The organism is Pseudomonas sp. USTB-Z (assembly GCF_019691255.1).
In the GTDB taxonomy this organism is placed as follows: Bacteria; Pseudomonadota; Gammaproteobacteria; order Pseudomonadales; family Pseudomonadaceae; genus Aquipseudomonas; species Aquipseudomonas alloputida.
Genome location: NZ_JAECZP010000022.1, coordinates 23919 through 39432, shown reverse-complemented (window position 1 = coordinate 39432; position 15514 = coordinate 23919). Strand labels below are relative to the sequence as shown.

General features: G+C 62.8%; 12 protein-coding genes. 7 read left to right on the top strand and 5 right to left on the bottom strand.

Annotation, left to right across the window (positions count from 1 at the left end; all coding sequences use genetic code 11):
• The first annotated feature begins 59 nt into the window (after window positions 1–59).
• The 3 genes from gcvT to gcvP all read left to right on the top strand — a co-directional run bounded on the left by gcvT (window position 60) and on the right by gcvP (window position 4647).
• On the top strand, window positions 60–1142 hold the full coding sequence (gcvT, locus tag I8746_RS21675) for a glycine cleavage system aminomethyltransferase GcvT (RefSeq protein ID WP_003253703.1): 1083 nt from the start codon (window positions 60–62) through the stop codon (window positions 1140–1142).
• Between the two features lie 51 nt (window positions 1143–1193).
• Window positions 1194–1577: a glycine cleavage system protein GcvH gene (gene gcvH, locus I8746_RS21670; RefSeq protein ID WP_221101049.1), complete on the top strand. Its 384-nt coding sequence runs from the start codon at window positions 1194–1196 to the stop codon at window positions 1575–1577.
• Window positions 1578–1773: 196 nt separating this feature from the next.
• On the top strand, window positions 1774–4647 hold the full coding sequence (gcvP, locus tag I8746_RS21665; RefSeq protein ID WP_221101048.1) for an aminomethyl-transferring glycine dehydrogenase: 2874 nt from the start codon (window positions 1774–1776) through the stop codon (window positions 4645–4647).
• 65 nt (window positions 4648–4712) lie between these two features.
• Here gcvP and I8746_RS21660 read toward each other — a convergent pair whose 3' ends face one another.
• The 3 genes from I8746_RS21660 to I8746_RS21650 form a co-directional block, all read right to left on the bottom strand.
• Window positions 4713–5027 carry a DUF2388 domain-containing protein gene (locus tag I8746_RS21660; protein WP_004575834.1) on the bottom strand — a complete coding sequence of 105 codons (315 nt, stop codon included), beginning with the start codon at window positions 5025–5027 and terminating at the stop codon, window positions 4713–4715.
• An 88-nt stretch (window positions 5028–5115) separates the two neighbouring features.
• A complete protein-coding gene (locus tag I8746_RS21655; RefSeq protein WP_221101047.1) occupies window positions 5116–6789 on the bottom strand; it encodes a GspE/PulE family protein in 1674 nt (557 codons plus the stop codon).
• 184 nt (window positions 6790–6973) lie between these two features.
• Window positions 6974–7279 carry a hypothetical protein gene (locus tag I8746_RS21650; protein WP_003253715.1) on the bottom strand — a complete coding sequence of 102 codons (306 nt, stop codon included), beginning with the start codon at window positions 7277–7279 and terminating at the stop codon, window positions 6974–6976.
• A 126-nt stretch (window positions 7280–7405) separates the two neighbouring features.
• Between I8746_RS21650 and I8746_RS21645 the strand changes: the two genes are divergently transcribed.
• Window positions 7406–7876: an Lrp/AsnC family transcriptional regulator gene (locus tag I8746_RS21645; RefSeq protein ID WP_003253717.1), complete on the top strand. Its 471-nt coding sequence runs from the start codon at window positions 7406–7408 to the stop codon at window positions 7874–7876.
• A 96-nt stretch (window positions 7877–7972) separates the two neighbouring features.
• On the opposite strand, the gene I8746_RS21640 is transcribed toward I8746_RS21645, so the two are convergent.
• Window positions 7973–9340, bottom strand: coding sequence for an inorganic triphosphatase (locus I8746_RS21640; RefSeq protein ID WP_012054046.1), 1368 nt, complete (start codon window positions 9338–9340; stop codon window positions 7973–7975).
• A 117-nt stretch (window positions 9341–9457) separates the two neighbouring features.
• Between I8746_RS21640 and argE the strand changes: the two genes are divergently transcribed.
• Window positions 9458–10600 (top strand): acetylornithine deacetylase, encoded by a 1143-nt coding sequence (gene argE / locus I8746_RS21635; protein ID WP_012054045.1) that lies wholly within the window; start codon window positions 9458–9460, stop codon window positions 10598–10600.
• A gap of 124 nt (window positions 10601–10724) precedes the next feature.
• A complete protein-coding gene (argA, locus tag I8746_RS21630) occupies window positions 10725–12023 on the top strand; it encodes an amino-acid N-acetyltransferase (protein WP_003253723.1) in 1299 nt (432 codons plus the stop codon).
• A gap of 145 nt (window positions 12024–12168) precedes the next feature.
• Here the strand turns inward: argA and I8746_RS21625 are convergent, their stop codons facing one another.
• Window positions 12169–13545: a glutamine synthetase family protein gene (locus tag I8746_RS21625; RefSeq protein WP_003253725.1), complete on the bottom strand. Its 1377-nt coding sequence runs from the start codon at window positions 13543–13545 to the stop codon at window positions 12169–12171.
• Between the two features lie 574 nt (window positions 13546–14119).
• Here I8746_RS21625 and I8746_RS21620 point away from each other — a divergent pair.
• Window positions 14120–15478 carry a glutamine synthetase family protein gene (locus I8746_RS21620; RefSeq protein ID WP_003253727.1) on the top strand — a complete coding sequence of 453 codons (1359 nt, stop codon included), beginning with the start codon at window positions 14120–14122 and terminating at the stop codon, window positions 15476–15478.
• Window positions 15479–15514: the final 36 nt, after the last annotated feature.

Below are 15514 nucleotides of genomic sequence, written 5' to 3'. Positions count from 1 at the left end.
AGCTGACGACCCAACGTCATCGACCGCCGCCGCTTCGCCACGCCCGGAAGGAGAAACCCATGGGACAGCGCACGCTTTTGTATGACCTGCACCTGGCGCTAGGCGCCAAGACGGTCGATTTCGGTGGCTGGGACATGCCCCTGCACTATGGCTCGCAGGTCGAGGAGCACCACCAGGTGCGCAGCGATTGCGGCGTCTTCGATGTCTCCCATATGACCGTGATCGATGTCGACGGCACTGATGCCACTGTTTGGCTGCAGCGCTTGCTGGCCAACGATGTGGCCCGCCTCGACGACACCGGCAAGGCGCTGTATAGCCCACTGCTGAACGAACAGGGCGGTGTAATCGATGATCTGATCGTCTACCGCACGGAAACCGGCTATCGCCTGGTCAACAACGCCGCCACCCGTGCCAAGGTGCTCGATTGGCTGCAATCGCAGCGTGCCGGGTTTTCCGTGGACTTCCAGGTCCGCCCTGATCTGGCCATCCTTGCCATCCAGGGGCCGCGGGCCCGCGAAAAGGTCGCGGCCCTGCTCAGCCCCGCGCGCGCTGCACTCATCCGCGAACTGCGCCCGTTCGAGGGCGTTGCTGACGGCGACTGGTTCATTGCCCGCACCGGCTATACCGGTGAGGACGGCCTGGAGATCATCTTCCCGGGCGATCAGGCGGTGGCCTTCTTCAACGACCTGGTCGGCGCCGGTATCGCCCCAAGCGGCCTGGGCGCCCGCGATACCCTGCGCCTGGAAGCCGGCATGAACCTGTACGGCCAGGACATCGACGAAAACCACACCCCGCTCACCTCCAACCTGGGCTGGAGCATCGCCTGGGAACCGGCCGAGCGCGACTTCATCGGCCGTGTCGGCCTGCTTGCGGAAATCGAGCACGGCGTGCAGGAAAAACTGGTGGGTCTGGTGCTGGAAGAGCGCGGTGTACTGCGCGCCCATCAGGTCGTGCGTGTAGCCGGCATTGGCGAAGGGGAGATCACCAGTGGTAGTTTCTCGCCTACGCTGAGCAAGTCCATTGCGTTGGCGCGCGTGCCTATGGCTACCGGTGATCGGGCCGAGGTGGAAATTCGCGGCAAGTGGTACCCGGTGCGGGTGGTCAAACCGACCTTCGTGCGCCACGGCAAGATCCTGATCTGAACAATTTATAACCGGCGGGCGTACCGCTGAGCCAATCGAGGAATTCAAGACATGAGCAATATCCCCGCCGACCTGCGTTTTGCCGAAAGCCATGAGTGGGCTCGCCTGGAAGCCGACGGCAGTGTGACCGTGGGTATCAGCGATCACGCCCAGCAAGCCTTGGGTGATGTGGTGTTCGTCGAGCTGGCTGAAGTCGGCAAGGTGTTTGGCGCTGGCGACGCTGCGGGTGTGGTGGAGTCGGTCAAGGCCGCTTCGGACATCTATGCCCCGGTCGGTGGCGAAGTGATTGCGGTCAACGAAGAGCTGGCCGATAGCCCGGAACTGCTCAACGAAGAGCCTTACGGTTCGTGGATCTTCAAATTGAAGCCAAGCAACCCGGCCGAGCTGGACAACTTGCTGGATGCGGCTGGCTACCAGGCGCTGATTGGCGAGTAAGACCGCGTCGCTTGCTTCGCGGCTAAAGCCGCTCCTACACAGGTACAGCGCTGCATTCGAGACCGGTGCAGCCCCTGTAGGAGCGGCTTTAGCCGCGAAGAGGCCGGGCCTGCAGACAAGTTTCCCCGCACAATCGGCAATCCCTTCCTAGACTTGTAAGTCTCCATGAGGCCTGGTCTAGGAAGAGAGCGTCGTCATGTCCCAGTCGCCATCCCTGCATCAACTGCAAGAGCTCAACCCATTTCTGCGCCGCCACCTGGGCCCCGATGCCACAGAGCAGCAGGCCATGCTCAACGCGCTGGGTATCGCCAGCCGCAACGAGCTGATCGAGCAGACCGTTCCCCCTGACATCCGCCTCAATCGCCCCCTCGACCTCCCAGCGGCACTGGACGAGCAAGCCGCCCTGGCCAAGCTGGCCGGTTATGCCGAACAGAACCAGGTCTGGACCAGCCTCATCGGCATGGGCTACCACGGTACCATCACCCCCACGGTCATCCTGCGCAACGTGCTGGAAAACCCCGGTTGGTACACCGCCTACACACCCTACCAACCCGAAATTGCCCAAGGCCGGCTGGAGGCGTTGCTGAACTTCCAGCAAATGGTCATCGACCTCACCGGCCTGCCTCTGGCCAATGCCTCGCTGCTTGATGAAGCCACCGCTGCCGCCGAAGCCATGGCCCTGGCCAAGCGGGTGGCACGCAACAAGAGCAACGCCTTCTTCGCCGACGAGCACTGCCATCCGCAGACCCTATCGGTACTCAAGACCCGCGCCGAGGGGTTCGGCTTCGAGCTGATCGTCGATACTGTGGATAACCTTGCCAAACACTCGGTGTTCGGCGCTTTGCTGCAGTACCCCGACACCCACGGCGAAGTGCGCGATTTGCGCCCGCTGATCGACCAGTTGCACGGCCAACAGGCCTTGGCCTGCGTAGCCGCTGACCTGCTGAGCCTGGTGGTGCTGGCACCGCCCGGAGAGCTGGGCGCCGATGTGGTGCTGGGTTCGACCCAGCGCTTTGGTGTGCCGATGGGCTACGGCGGGCCTCACGCGGCCTATTTCGCCTGTCGCGACGACTACAAGCGAGCCATGCCGGGGCGCATCATCGGCGTGTCCCGCGATGCCCGTGGCAACACCGCATTACGGATGGCCCTGCAAACCCGCGAGCAGCATATTCGCCGCGAAAAGGCCAACTCCAACATCTGCACGGCCCAGGTGCTGCTGGCCAACATTGCCGGCTTCTACGCGGTGTACCACGGCCCGGAAGGCCTGCAGCGCATCGCGCAGCGTGTGCACCGGCTGACCTTCATCCTGGCTGCCGGCCTTGAGGCCAAAGGCATCAAACGCCTCAATCAGCACTTCTTCGACACCCTTACCCTGAATGTTGGTGGTGCCCAGGCTGCCATCATTGAAAGCGCCGAGGCAGCGCACATCAATTTGCGCATTCTCGGTCGCGGGCACCTGGGCGTGAGCCTGGACGAAACCTGCAACGAACAGACGGTGCTGCGCCTGCTCGACATCTTCCTGGGGGTGGATCATGGCCTGGAAATCACCGCCCTCGACCAGCTGGCCCTGCCTGAAGGCATCCCCGCCAGCCTGGTGCGACGCACGCCATTCCTCGCCCACCCCGTGTTCAACCTGCATCACAGCGAAACAGAGATGCTGCGCTACCTCAAGCAGCTAGAGAACAAGGACCTGGCGCTGAACCAGTCGATGATTCCGCTGGGCTCGTGCACCATGAAGCTCAACGCCACCAGTGAGATGATCCCCATCACCTGGTCCGGTTTTGCCCAGCTGCACCCGTTCGCTCCGGCGGCCCAGGCGGCAGGCTACAAGGCGATGATCGACGAACTGGAAAGCTGGCTGTGCGCGATCACCGGTTTCGATGCGATCTGCATGCAGCCCAACTCCGGTGCTCAGGGTGAATACGCCGGCCTGATGGCCATTACGCGCTATCACCGCAGCCGCCATCAGCCGATGCGCACGTTGTGCCTGATCCCGTCGTCGGCCCACGGCACCAACCCGGCGTCGGCACAGATGGCCGGCATGGACGTGGTGATCGTCGATTGCGACAACGATGGCAACGTCGACCTGGCTGACCTCAAAGCCAAGGCACACGCGGCCGGGGAGCGTCTGTCGTGCCTGATGATCACCTACCCCTCGACCCACGGTGTGTACGAGGAAGGGATACGCGAAATCTGCGATGTGGTGCACCAGCACGGCGGCCAGGTTTACATGGACGGTGCCAACCTCAATGCGCAGGTGGGCCTGGCGCGCCCCGCAGACATTGGGGCCGATGTTTCACACATGAACCTGCACAAGACGTTCTGCATTCCCCACGGCGGTGGCGGCCCGGGTATGGGGCCGATCGGTATCCGCGCGCACCTCAAGCCGTTCGTCGCCAGCCACCCGGTGGTGCCGGTGCCTGGGCTGGACCCGAACAACAGCGCGGTCAGCGCCGCGCCCTGGGGCAGCGCAAGCATCTTGCCGATCAGCTGGATGTATATCGCCATGATGGGCCCGCAGCTGGCCGACGCCAGCGAGGTGGCTATCCTTTCGGCCAACTACCTGGCCAGCCAGTTGGGCGCGGCGTTCCCGGTGCTATACCGCGGCCGCAACCAGCGCGTGGCGCATGAATGCATCCTCGACCTGCGGCCATTGAAAGCGCTGACAGGCATCAGCGAAGAGGACGTGGCCAAGCGCCTGATGGACTATGGCTTCCACGCACCGACCATGTCGTTCCCGGTGCCGGGCACGCTGATGGTGGAGCCGACCGAGAGTGAGTCGAAGGCCGAGCTGGACCGGTTCGTCGAGGCGATGCTGGCGATTCGGGCGGAAATTGACGAAGTACAGCAGGGCAACTGGCCTGCGGAGAACAACCCGCTGAAGCATGCACCGCATACCTTGGCTGATGTGCTGGGGGGATGGGACAGGCCGTATAGCCTGGAGCAGGCCGTGGCCCCCAGTGCTCACGTGCGCCAGCACAAATACTGGCCGGCGGTGAACCGGGTAGACAACGTGTATGGGGACAGGAACCTGTTCTGTGCGTGTGTGCCGGTGGAGGCTTATCGCTGAGGTTGGTGTTGGATGCTTCGCGGGTGCCTGTAGGAGCGGGTTTACCCGCGAAGCAGGCGACGCAGTTACTCGGCTACTGCATTTTTGGCCAGGATGGCATTGGCCAACTCCATGTCGGAAGCCTGCATCCCTGGGTTCTCTGCCCGTGCCTCGCGCATGGCCGCTTCCAGGAACGGCCCGCGGATCGCGCCTTCGCTGGCGACGAAGCTGCTGGCGTCATCCTGCGCGGCCACTACCAGCTTGTGATCTCGCGAGGTCAGGTAGCTCGATGCCGTGGTAGCACCGGAAGTCATCACGTTACGCCAGAAGGTATCGGCCATGGCCGAGCCAATAGGCAGCGAAAGCAAGGTAGCGGCGGCAATGGCGGTTTTGAGACGCATGTTGAAACACCTCGAAGGGTGATGGTTGAAGATGCGCGCTTGGATCTTTTCGGGCGAGGCAAGTTCCTTGAATACAAAGGACTTTTCGTCAGTTGCAGACGCGCAGCACTTCCTCGGCACGGGTCTGTCCAGCGGCCACTTTGGCCTCGCCGCAATGGCGCAGGTCAATCAGGCCATCGGCCAGCGCCTGGCGCCGCAATCGGGTCAGGTCGGCATGAGGGCCGATCAATGCGCGCAAGGTGTCGCTGGGCTCGAGTAGTTCGAATAATCCTGTGCGCCCCTGAAAACCGGTGCCGCGGCAGGCTCGGCAGGTGGCTGATGAACCTGCCTGGCAGTCGGTGCAGACGGTTCGCACCAGGCGCTGGGCCATTACCCCGATAAGCGTCGCCTTGATCAGGTAGTCGGCCACACCCAGCTCTTGCAAGCGGGTAATTGCTGCACAGGCGTCGTTGGTATGCAGGGTCGACAGTACCAGGTGCCCAGTCAGCGCTGCCTGAACTGCCACCAGGGCGGTTTCGCGGTCGCGAATTTCGCCGATCATGATGATATCGGGATCTTGGCGCAGCATGGCCCTGACCGCGTTGGCAAACCCCAGGTCCAGCGCGGGCTGTACCTGCAGCTGGTTGAAGGCTGGCTCCAGGCGCTCGATCGGGTCTTCGATGGTGCACAGGTTGACCTGTGGGGTGGCCAACAGTTTGAGGCTGGTGTACAGCGTGCTGGTTTTGCCGGAGCCGGTGGGGCCGGTGACCAGGATGATGCCTTGGCGCTGACGTAGCAGGCGCTGCCATTGGGCCAGTTGCTGGCCGTGCAGGCCAAGGCGTTCGAAGCCCTCTTGCAACTGTTGCGGGTCGAACAGGCGCAGCACCAGTTTCTCGCCAAACGGGGTGGGCAGGGTCGAAAGCCGCAGCTCCACCTCGCCACCACCGGGCAGGCGGCTTTGCAGCCGGCCGTCCTGCGGCCGGCGCTTCTCGGCAACGTCCATGCGGCCCAGGTGTTTCAGGCGGCTGACGAGGGCCAGGGTGACCCCGGCGGGGAAGGCATAGACGGTGTGCAGCAGGCCATCGATGCGGTAGCGCAATTGGCCCTGTTCGCGGCGTGGTTCCAGGTGGATATCGCTGGCGCGTTGCTCAATGGCGTACTGCAGCAGCCAGTCGACGATATGCACAATGTGTGCGTCGTCTGCGCTGGCCTCGGCCTGGCGTTTGCCCAGCTCCAGCAATTGCTCAAGTTCCCCCAGGCTGGCCGACTGCTGGTATTGCGCGCCTTTTACCGACTGGGCCAGGCGGTGAAACGACTGCGCTGACTGACGGATCTGCTGCGGGCTGGCCAGTACGCGACGGATCGATCGGCCGAGGCTACGGGCCAGGTCGGCCTGCCAGTCATCCTGGAAAGGCTGGGCGCTGGCGACGGTGACGCTTGCGGCATCGGCCGCGACGATGAGGATGCCGTGGCGCTGGGCGAAGGCTGGGGAGATCAGGCCGGTGACCTGGGGCAGGTCGAGTTGCATAGGGTCGATGCGCAGGTAGGGTTGGCCGACCTTGTCGGCCAGCCATTGGCAAAGGTACTCCAGGTCCAGAGGCTGGCCAGGGTGCTGGCGGCTTTCCAGGCTGCTGGCGGCGATGTGTTCCAGCGGGTGGCTACCGGGGTGGGCGGCGGCGTGTTCGAGTACTTGCAGGGTATCGCTGGCGTGCAGGTGCTGGTCAGCGAGCAGGGCCTGGAGCACGCGCTTGAGGTCGAGTGCCAGGTTGTCGGGGGTGTGCATGGTTGGCGTCCGTGCCTGATCGGATAGTGTTGATCAAGGCTAGCCGGGCGGCGGGTGGCTATTGGAGGTGAAAGGTTTCGGGATTTTGCTGCGCCTGTTCCGGACGCTTCGCGGGTGAACCCGCTCCTACAGGGATCGCACGGGCCTTGAGTGCTATGCGGTACAGGCCCGGCAGAGAGGGGGGTCAGACCACTGCCAACGCCACTCGCTGCAAGTTGGTCAGGCTCACCTCACCCACACACACCAGGTTACGCAGTTTCTGTGCAATGACCTCGGCCCGGTGCCAGCTCAACCCGCCAATGCCGATTTCGATATCCAGCCAGTCATCCTGCTGGCTGACCTGCACGCTATGCGGGGTCAGGAACTGCAAGGCGAACAGGTTGAGCACCCGGCACAGGCTATCGGGCTCGGCCTCGGCCTGCAGGCGATAGTGCACGGTGCTGTGGGCGTTGGTGGCGGCCCAGGCGTCGGTACGGGGCTGTGCGTTCATGCTGGTCTCCGCAAATGAGGGAGAAATTCTTGCACGTTGGTGGCGGAATTTTTTCGCTATGATTGGGTGATTTCGCCTTATTGGTGAATTCTTTTATTCAATAAAATCTGATGTGGAGAATAAACAATGCACAGCGAGCTGGACGCCTACGACCGTCGCATCCTCGAACTGCTGCAGGAGGACGCTTCGCTGTCCAGTGCACAGATCGCCGAGCGCGTCGGGCTGTCGCAATCGCCGTGCTGGCGGCGCATTCAGCGGTTGAAGGAAGAGGGGGTGATTCGTGGGCAGGTGACCTTGCTGGACCGCAAGAAGGTCGGCCTGAACACGCAGATTTTCGCCGAAGTGAAACTGAACGCCCACGGGCGCTCCAACTTCACCGAGTTCACCGAGGCGATCCGCGGGTTCCCTGAGGTGCTGGAGTGTTATGTACTGATGGGGGCTGTGGACTTTCTGCTGCGAATCGTCACGTCGGACATCGAGGCCTACGAGCGGTTCTTCTTCGAAAAACTGTCGAACGTGCCGGGGATTCAGGAGGTGAATTCGATTGTGGCGCTTTCCGAGATCAAGTCCACCACTAGCCTGCCGCTATCGCGTTGAGGCCATTCGCGGGTAAACCCGCTCCTACGACTGGCCCCACGCCTGGCGCGGATCCTACGTAGGAGCGGGTTTACCCGCGAAGCAGGCGACGCGGTATCACGCCTTGAGCAGGTGCTTCCAGCCGCGGCTCTGGTCCACCGCCCGAGCCTGTTCGATACGCGCTTCCAGCACTTCATCGCTGATAGGCTGCTCGGCCAGCTCGTGCAGCTTTTTCAGGTCGCCGTACAAGCGGTCCATTTGCGGCGCTTCCAGCACCTGGCGGGCGTGGTGCAGCCAGGCCAGAAGTTGCTCGATACGTGGCAGCTGCTCAGCCAGGTCTTCCGGGCGCTGGGTGTACAGCGGCAGCTTCAGCGCGCGGCCTTCCTCGCCCAGCAGGTGACCCAGCCAGCTGGCCAACTGCGCCTTGCCCTGGCGTTCGCCGCGGCCCTTGCGCTCTGTGGTCCAGGTCCGGGCCATCAGCCAGCGTGAGGTTTCCAGCGAGAACTGGCCCCAGCGTACGTCTTCCAGTTCTTCGGCGAACTGCTCGGGCGCGGCGCGACGGATGTCTTCGTCATCGTTGCCGGCCTGAACCAGCGGGCGCCAGTCTTCAAGCAAGGCATCAAGGCTGGTGCGCAGGTCGCGGGTGGTGGCGCGCGGTGCTGCCTGGCCCAGGCTGGCGGTGAGCGCGCGCAGCTCGCTCAGGCACTCGACCCAGTCCTGGAGCAGGCGCCAGTGACCGTTGTGGCGGTACTGCTCGGCCAGGCGCTGGCTGCTGCCCAGCAGTTGCCAGGCGAGGGCGGCATAGGCGTCGTCCAAGGCCATTTCGGCTTCCAGCGCGGTGTGCGGCAGGTCCAGCTCGTAGCTGTCCGGTTCCAGCAGGCGGTAACCGCGCTCAGCCTTGCTGATGTCGCACGGCATCAGTGGCAGGCTGGCGGCCAGTTCTGCAGCCAGTTCCAGCAGTGCTTGCGGTTCACCTTCACGCAGCTCCAGCTCCAGCTCGCAGATCTCCTCCTTGCGCTTGCCGGCGATCACGAAGCCTTGGTCCAGCGCGGCCTCGATCACCACCTTGCTCTTGCCACGGCCCCAGGCGATTTCAGCGTATTCACGGCTGAAGTCGGTGGTGAACAGCGGCTTGATGGTTTTCTTGTCCAGGTTGGCCAGTTGCTCGGGCCAGCAGGTGGCGTCCAGCTTCTTCAGGTCGAGCTTGACCTTGTCCAGGTTCCATTCGTACTCGTTGCGCTCTGACAGGCCAGCCACGCTCTGACCGCGGCACTTGAGGGTTTGGATGACAGCGTCGCCATCGCGGCGCAGGCGCAGGGCGACACGGGCGGCGGACAGCTCACGCTCGGGGGTGTCGAAGTACTGGTTGAGCAGTTCACGGGTCTGCCAGCCGGACTTGTTGCGCTTTTTCAGCAGAGGGTGCTCGCGCAGTGCGGCAAGGGTCTCGCGGCTGGCGCGGAGCTTCAGTTCGGTTTCTTTGTGCATCACAGACTCGAAAGAGGGGGGCGTGGTTGGCAGAGAGTCTACAGCAGTCAGCCCTCAACGGTTTATTCCAGACAGCGGATAGTCCTATGATGGGCAACGTTTTCGAGGAGTACGCGCATGCCGTTGCCGACGCTGAAAGACCAGTTTGCCGCCTTGATCGCCGCGCCTTCGGTCAGCTGTACCCAACCTGCGCTGGACCAGTCCAACCGCCAGGTTATCGACCTGTTGGCCGGTTGGCTCGGCGACCTGGGTTTCAAGTGCGATATCCAGCAGGTCAGCCCCGGCAAGTTCAACCTGCTGGCCAGCCGTGGCACCGGCCCGGGAGGGCTGGTGCTGGCCGGGCACAGCGATACCGTGCCCTATGACGAACAGCTGTGGGCCAGCGACCCGCTGAAGCTGACCGAAGCCGATGGCCGTTGGGTCGGCCTGGGCAGCTGCGACATGAAGGGCTTCTTCGCCCTGGTCATCGAAGCGGTCATCCCGCTGCTGGAGCACGACTTCAAGGAGCCGCTGCTGATCCTTGCCACCTGCGACGAAGAAAGCTCCATGTCCGGCGCCCGTGCCCTGGCCGAGGCCGGCCAGCCACTGGGGCGTGCAGCGGTCATCGGTGAGCCTACCGGGCTGCGGCCGATCCGCATGCACAAGGGCATCCTCATGGACCGCATCGACATCCTCGGGCGCAGTGGCCATTCGTCGGATCCAAGCCTGGGCCGCAGCGCCATGGAAGCCATGCATGCGGTCATGGGCGAGCTGATGGGCCTGCGCCAGCACTGGCAAAACACCTATAGCAACCCCCAATTCACCGTGCCGACCCCGACCATGAACTTCGGCTGCATCCACGGTGGTGACAACCCCAACCGCATCTGCGGCCAGTGCGCCCTGGAGTTCGACCTGCGGCCGCTGCCGGGCATGGACGTGGACCAGCTGCGCGCGGCCATTCGCGAAAAGCTGGTACCCGTGGCCGAGCGCCATGAGGTGCGCATCGACTATGCACCGCTGTTCCCGGAGGTGCCGCCGTTCGAGCAGGCTGCCGATGTCGAACTGGTACAGGTCGCGGAGCGCCTGACCGGCCATCGCGCTGAAGCGGTGGCGTTCGGCACCGAAGCACCTTATCTTCAGCAACTGGGCTGCCAGACCATCGTGCTGGGCCCTGGCGACATTGCCTGCGCCCACCAGCCCGGCGAATACCTTGAAATGTCACGAATCGAGCCTACCGTGCGTCTATTGCGTGACCTGATCCGGCACTATTGCCTGCACTAAACGTCAATCGAACTGATTCGTTCCTGCCTAGAGGAGACCGCGCGTGACCGCAAGCCTGTTCCGACGATGATCCTGAACGCCCCCTGCATCGCCGTTCTCCGTCCACTTATCCACAGGCCCTGTCATGCCCGATTACGTCAACTGGCTGCGTCATGCATCCCCCTATATCAATGCCCATCGCGACTGCACCTTCGTGGTCATGCTCCCTGGCGATGGGGTGGAACACCCTAATTTCGGCAACATCGTCCACGACCTGGTGCTGCTGCACAGCCTCGGCGTGCGGCTGGTGCTGGTGCATGGCTCGCGCCCGCAGATCGAAAGCCGGCTGGCCGATCGCGGCCTGACCCCGCACTACCACCGGGGCATGCGTATTACTGATGCGGCTACCCTGGACTGCGTGATCGATGCCGTCGGCGCCCTGCGCCTGGCCATTGAAGCGCGGCTGTCGATGGACATCGCCGCTTCGCCGATGCAGGGCTCGCGCCTGCGCGTGGCCTCCGGCAACCTGGTCACTGCGCGGCCGATCGGCGTGCTCGAAGGCGTGGACTACCACCACACTGGCGAAGTGCGCCGGGTCGACCGCAAGGGCATCAGCCGCTTGCTCGACGAGCGTTCCATCGTGCTGTTGTCGCCCTTGGGCTACTCGCCTACCGGGGAAATCTTCAACCTGGCCTGCGAAGACGTGGCTACCCGTGCGGCCATCGAACTGGGTGCCGACAAATTGTTGCTGTTCGGCGCCGAGCCGGGCCTGTTGGACGCTGACGGTAGGCTGGTGCGTGAACTGCGCCCGCAGCAGGTTGCTCCGCATCTGCAGCGTCTAGGCAGCGATTACCAGGGCGAACTGCTGGATGCTGCGGCCGAGGCGTGCAAAGGCGGTGTGGCGCGCAGCCATATCGTCAGCTATGCCGAGGACGGCGCGCTGCTCACCGAGCTGTTCACCCGGGGCGGTGGCGGTACGCTGGTGTCGCAGGAGCAGTTCGAAGTGGTGCGCGAGGCGACCATCGAGGACGTCGGTGGCCTGCTGGAGTTGATCAGCCCGCTGGAAGAGCAGGGCATCCTGGTGCGCCGTTCGCGCGAAGTGCTGGAGCGAGAGATCGAGCAGTTCAGCGTGGTCGAGCGCGAGGGCATGATCATCGCCTGTGCGGCGCTGTACCCGATTGCCGATTCCGAGGCCGGGGAGCTGGCTTGCCTGGCGGTGAACCCGGAGTACCGCCATGGCGGACGTGGCGATGAGCTGCTGGAACGCATCGAGAGCCGGGCACGGCAGATGGGCTTGAGTACTTTGTTCGTGCTGACTACGCGCACTGCGCACTGGTTTCGCGAGCGCGGCTTTGCGCCCAGTGGCGTGGAGCGGCTGCCGGCGGCGCGGGCTTCGCTGTACAACTACCAGCGCAATTCGAAGATTTTCGAGAAGCCCCTGTAAGCCTGTACCGCAGCCCATGTGGGAGCGGCCTTGCGTCGCGAAAGGGCCGCAAAGCGGCCCCGACAATATCAGCTTGATGCGCAAATACTGGGGGCACTTCGCCCCTATCGCGACGCCGCTCCCACAATGGGGGCGGCGTTTTCGTTTACACGGTATGCAGGTACCAGTTGTACTCGAGGTCGGAGATCGAGTGCTCGAACTCTTCCAGCTCGCTTTCCTTGCACGCGACAAAGATGTCGATGTACTTCGGATCGATGTACTTGTTCAGGATTTCGCTGTCGTCCAGCTCGCGCAGGGCATCGCGCAGGTTGTTCGGCAGGCTCTGCTCCAGCTGCTCGTACGAGTTGCCTTCGATCGGCTCGCCCGGTTCGATCTTGTTGGTCAGGCCGTGGTGCACGCCCGCCAGCACCGCAGCCATCATCAGGTACGGGTTGGCGTCGGCACCGGCCACGCGGTGCTCGATGCGCACGGCGTCCGGCGAGCCGGTCGGTACGCGCAGGGCCACGGTGCGGTTGTCCAGGCCCCAGCTTGGCGCGTTCGGTACGTAGAACTGCGCGCCGAAGCGGCGGTACGAGTTGACGTTCGGGCAGAGGAACGCCATGGACGCGGGCAGGGTCTCGAGCACACCGCCGACAGCGTGACGTAGCGCGGCGTTCTGCTCGGGATCCTCGCTGGTGAAGATGTTGTTGCCATCTTTGTCCAGCACGGAAATGTGTACATGCAGGCCGTTACCTGCCTGGCCCGGGTAGGGCTTGGCCATGAAAGTGGTGTCCATTTCATGGTCGTAGGCGATGTTCTTGATCAACCGCTTGAGCAGTACTGCGTAATCGCAGGCCTTTAGCGGGTCGGGCACGTGGTGCAGGTTGACTTCGAACTGCGCCGGGGCGCTTTCCTTGACGATGGCGTCGGCCGGGATGCCTTGCTCCTTCGCGCCTTCGAGGATGTCCTGCAGGCAGTCGGCATACTCGTCGAGGTCGTCGATCAGGTACACCTGGGTCGACTGCGGGCGCTTGCCCGAGATTGGCGAGCGCGGCGGCTGCGGGCGGCCATTCACGTTCTCCTGGTCGATCAGGTAGAACTCCAGCTCGAATGCGGCGCAGATGGTCAGGCCCATATCGGTGAACTTGCTCACCACCTGGCGCAGCACTTCACGCGGGTCGGCGAAGAACGGCTCGCCTTCCAGCTCGTGCATGGTCATCAGCAGCTGGGCGGTAGGGCGTTTTTGCCACGGCTCATTACAGAGCGTGTCGGGGATTGGATAGCAGATGCGGTCAGCATCGCCGATGTCCAGGCCCAGCCCGGTGCTTTCGACGGTGGAACCGTTGATGTCCAGGGCAAAGAGGGAGGCCGGCAGATTGATGCCTTTCTCGTAAACCTTGTGGAGGCTGGTGCGCTCTATGCGCTTGCCACGCACCACACCATTCATATCTGCAATCAGAAGGTCAACGTAGAGAACCTCAGGATGTTCCTTAAGGAACGCGTTCGCTTCGTTAAGCTGAACGGCACGCGGGGGTACCGACATGATGCAACACCTTTGTTGTTAAAAATATCAATCAAGGGGGGCTTGCAGGACCAGTCAACCGAAAAGCCATACTGATGTCAAGCCAACCCCATGACGCCCTGAAATGGCACATCTACGGCAGATTTGCTGCATATCGGGGCAGGCCATTATCCGCTATTTCTGCCTGAAAGGGTGATCTCAAACGTGCCGTGTTTTATTTTTTACGGAAGTGTTGTGTAAAAAAATGAACAAGGCTAAGCTCGGTCACAACCCAGAACACAATAATACGAGGGTCACATGGTCCGCTTGCCGCGACCTGAAAGTACTGCGTGCGCAGTGCAATCGGGTACTTCCGTCGTTTTTGCAAGCTTCGTCAATGGCGTGGTCGCCCTGGCCGCAATAATTGACGTTTGGCGTTCCCGGACCCGTCCTCGTAGCGGCTTGCCGCCCTTCGCTTCGTCTTCCTGCCTTTTGAACTCATTACGGACACAGCTGATTTCAGTGTATCCACTGTGGCTCTGCGCGTGGGTTTTTGCTTTAGCAATCGACTCCATCCAGAATCAAGTCGCGGACCACCTTACCTCCTGAGGTATTTATGAGTAACAACCTCGACCAGCTCACCGATTGGTTGAAAGAGCACAAGATCACCGAAGTCGAATGCATGATCAGCGACCTGACCGGCATCACGCGCGGCAAGATTTCGCCAACCAACAAATTCATCGCTGAAAAAGGCATGCGGCTGCCCGAGAGCGTGCTGCTGCAGACCGTGACCGGCGACTACGTCGACGACGACATCTATTACGAACTGCTCGACCCTGCAGACATCGACATGATCTGCCGCCCTGACGAGAACGCTGTGTTCCTCGTGCCGTGGGCCATCGAGCCGACCGCACAGGTCATCCACGACACCTACGACAAGAAGGGCAACCCGGTCGAACTGTCGCCGCGCAACGTGCTGAAGAAAGTGCTCAAGCTATACGCTGACAAGGGCTGGCAGCCGATCGTCGCACCGGAGATGGAGTTCTACCTGACCAAGCGCAGCGAAGACCCGGACTTCCCGCTGCAGCCCCCGGTAGGCCGTTCCGGTCGCCCGGAAACCGGCCGTCAGTCGTTCTCGATCGAAGCTGCCAACGAATTCGACCCGCTGTTCGAAGACGTCTACGACTGGTGTGAGCTGCAGCAGCTGGACCTCGACACGCTGATCCACGAAGACGGCACGGCGCAGATGGAAATCAACTTCCGTCACGGCGATGCTCTGCACCTGGCCGACCAGATCCTGGTGTTCAAGCGCACCATGCGCGAGGCGGCGCTCAAGCACAACGTGGCTGCCACCTTCATGGCCAAACCGATGACCGGCGAGCCGGGCAGTGCCATGCACCTGCACCAGAGTGTGGTCGACGTGGCCACCGGCAAGAACATCTTCAGCAATGAAGACGGCAGCATGAGCGAGCTGTTCCTCAACCACATTGGCGGCCTGCAGAAGTTTATCCCCGAGGCGCTGCCGCTGTTCGCGCCCAACGTCAACTCGTTCCGCCGCTTCCTGCCCGACACTTCGGCGCCGGTAAACGTGGAGTGGGGCGAAGAAAACCGCACCGTCGGCCTGCGTGTACCGGATGCCGGCCCGCAAAGCCGGCGCGTCGAAAACCGCCTGCCGGGCGCCGACGCTAACCCGTACCTGGCCATCGCCGCCAGCCTGCTGTGTGGCTACATCGGCATGGTCGAAGGTATCGAGGCCAGCGCGCCAGTGCAGGGCCGTGGTTACGAACGCCGCAACCTGCGCCTGCCCCTGACCATCGAAGACGCCTTGGAACGCATGGAAAACAGCCGTGCGCTGGTGCAGTACTTGGGCAAGAAATTCATTACCGGGTATGTCGCTACCAAGCGCGCCGAGCACGAAAACTTCAAGCGTGTCATCAGTTCGTGGGAGCGTGAGTTCCTGCTGTTCGCTGTCTGATCAACCCTGGTGCCGCAGGAGCGCGGCGGTCCAATA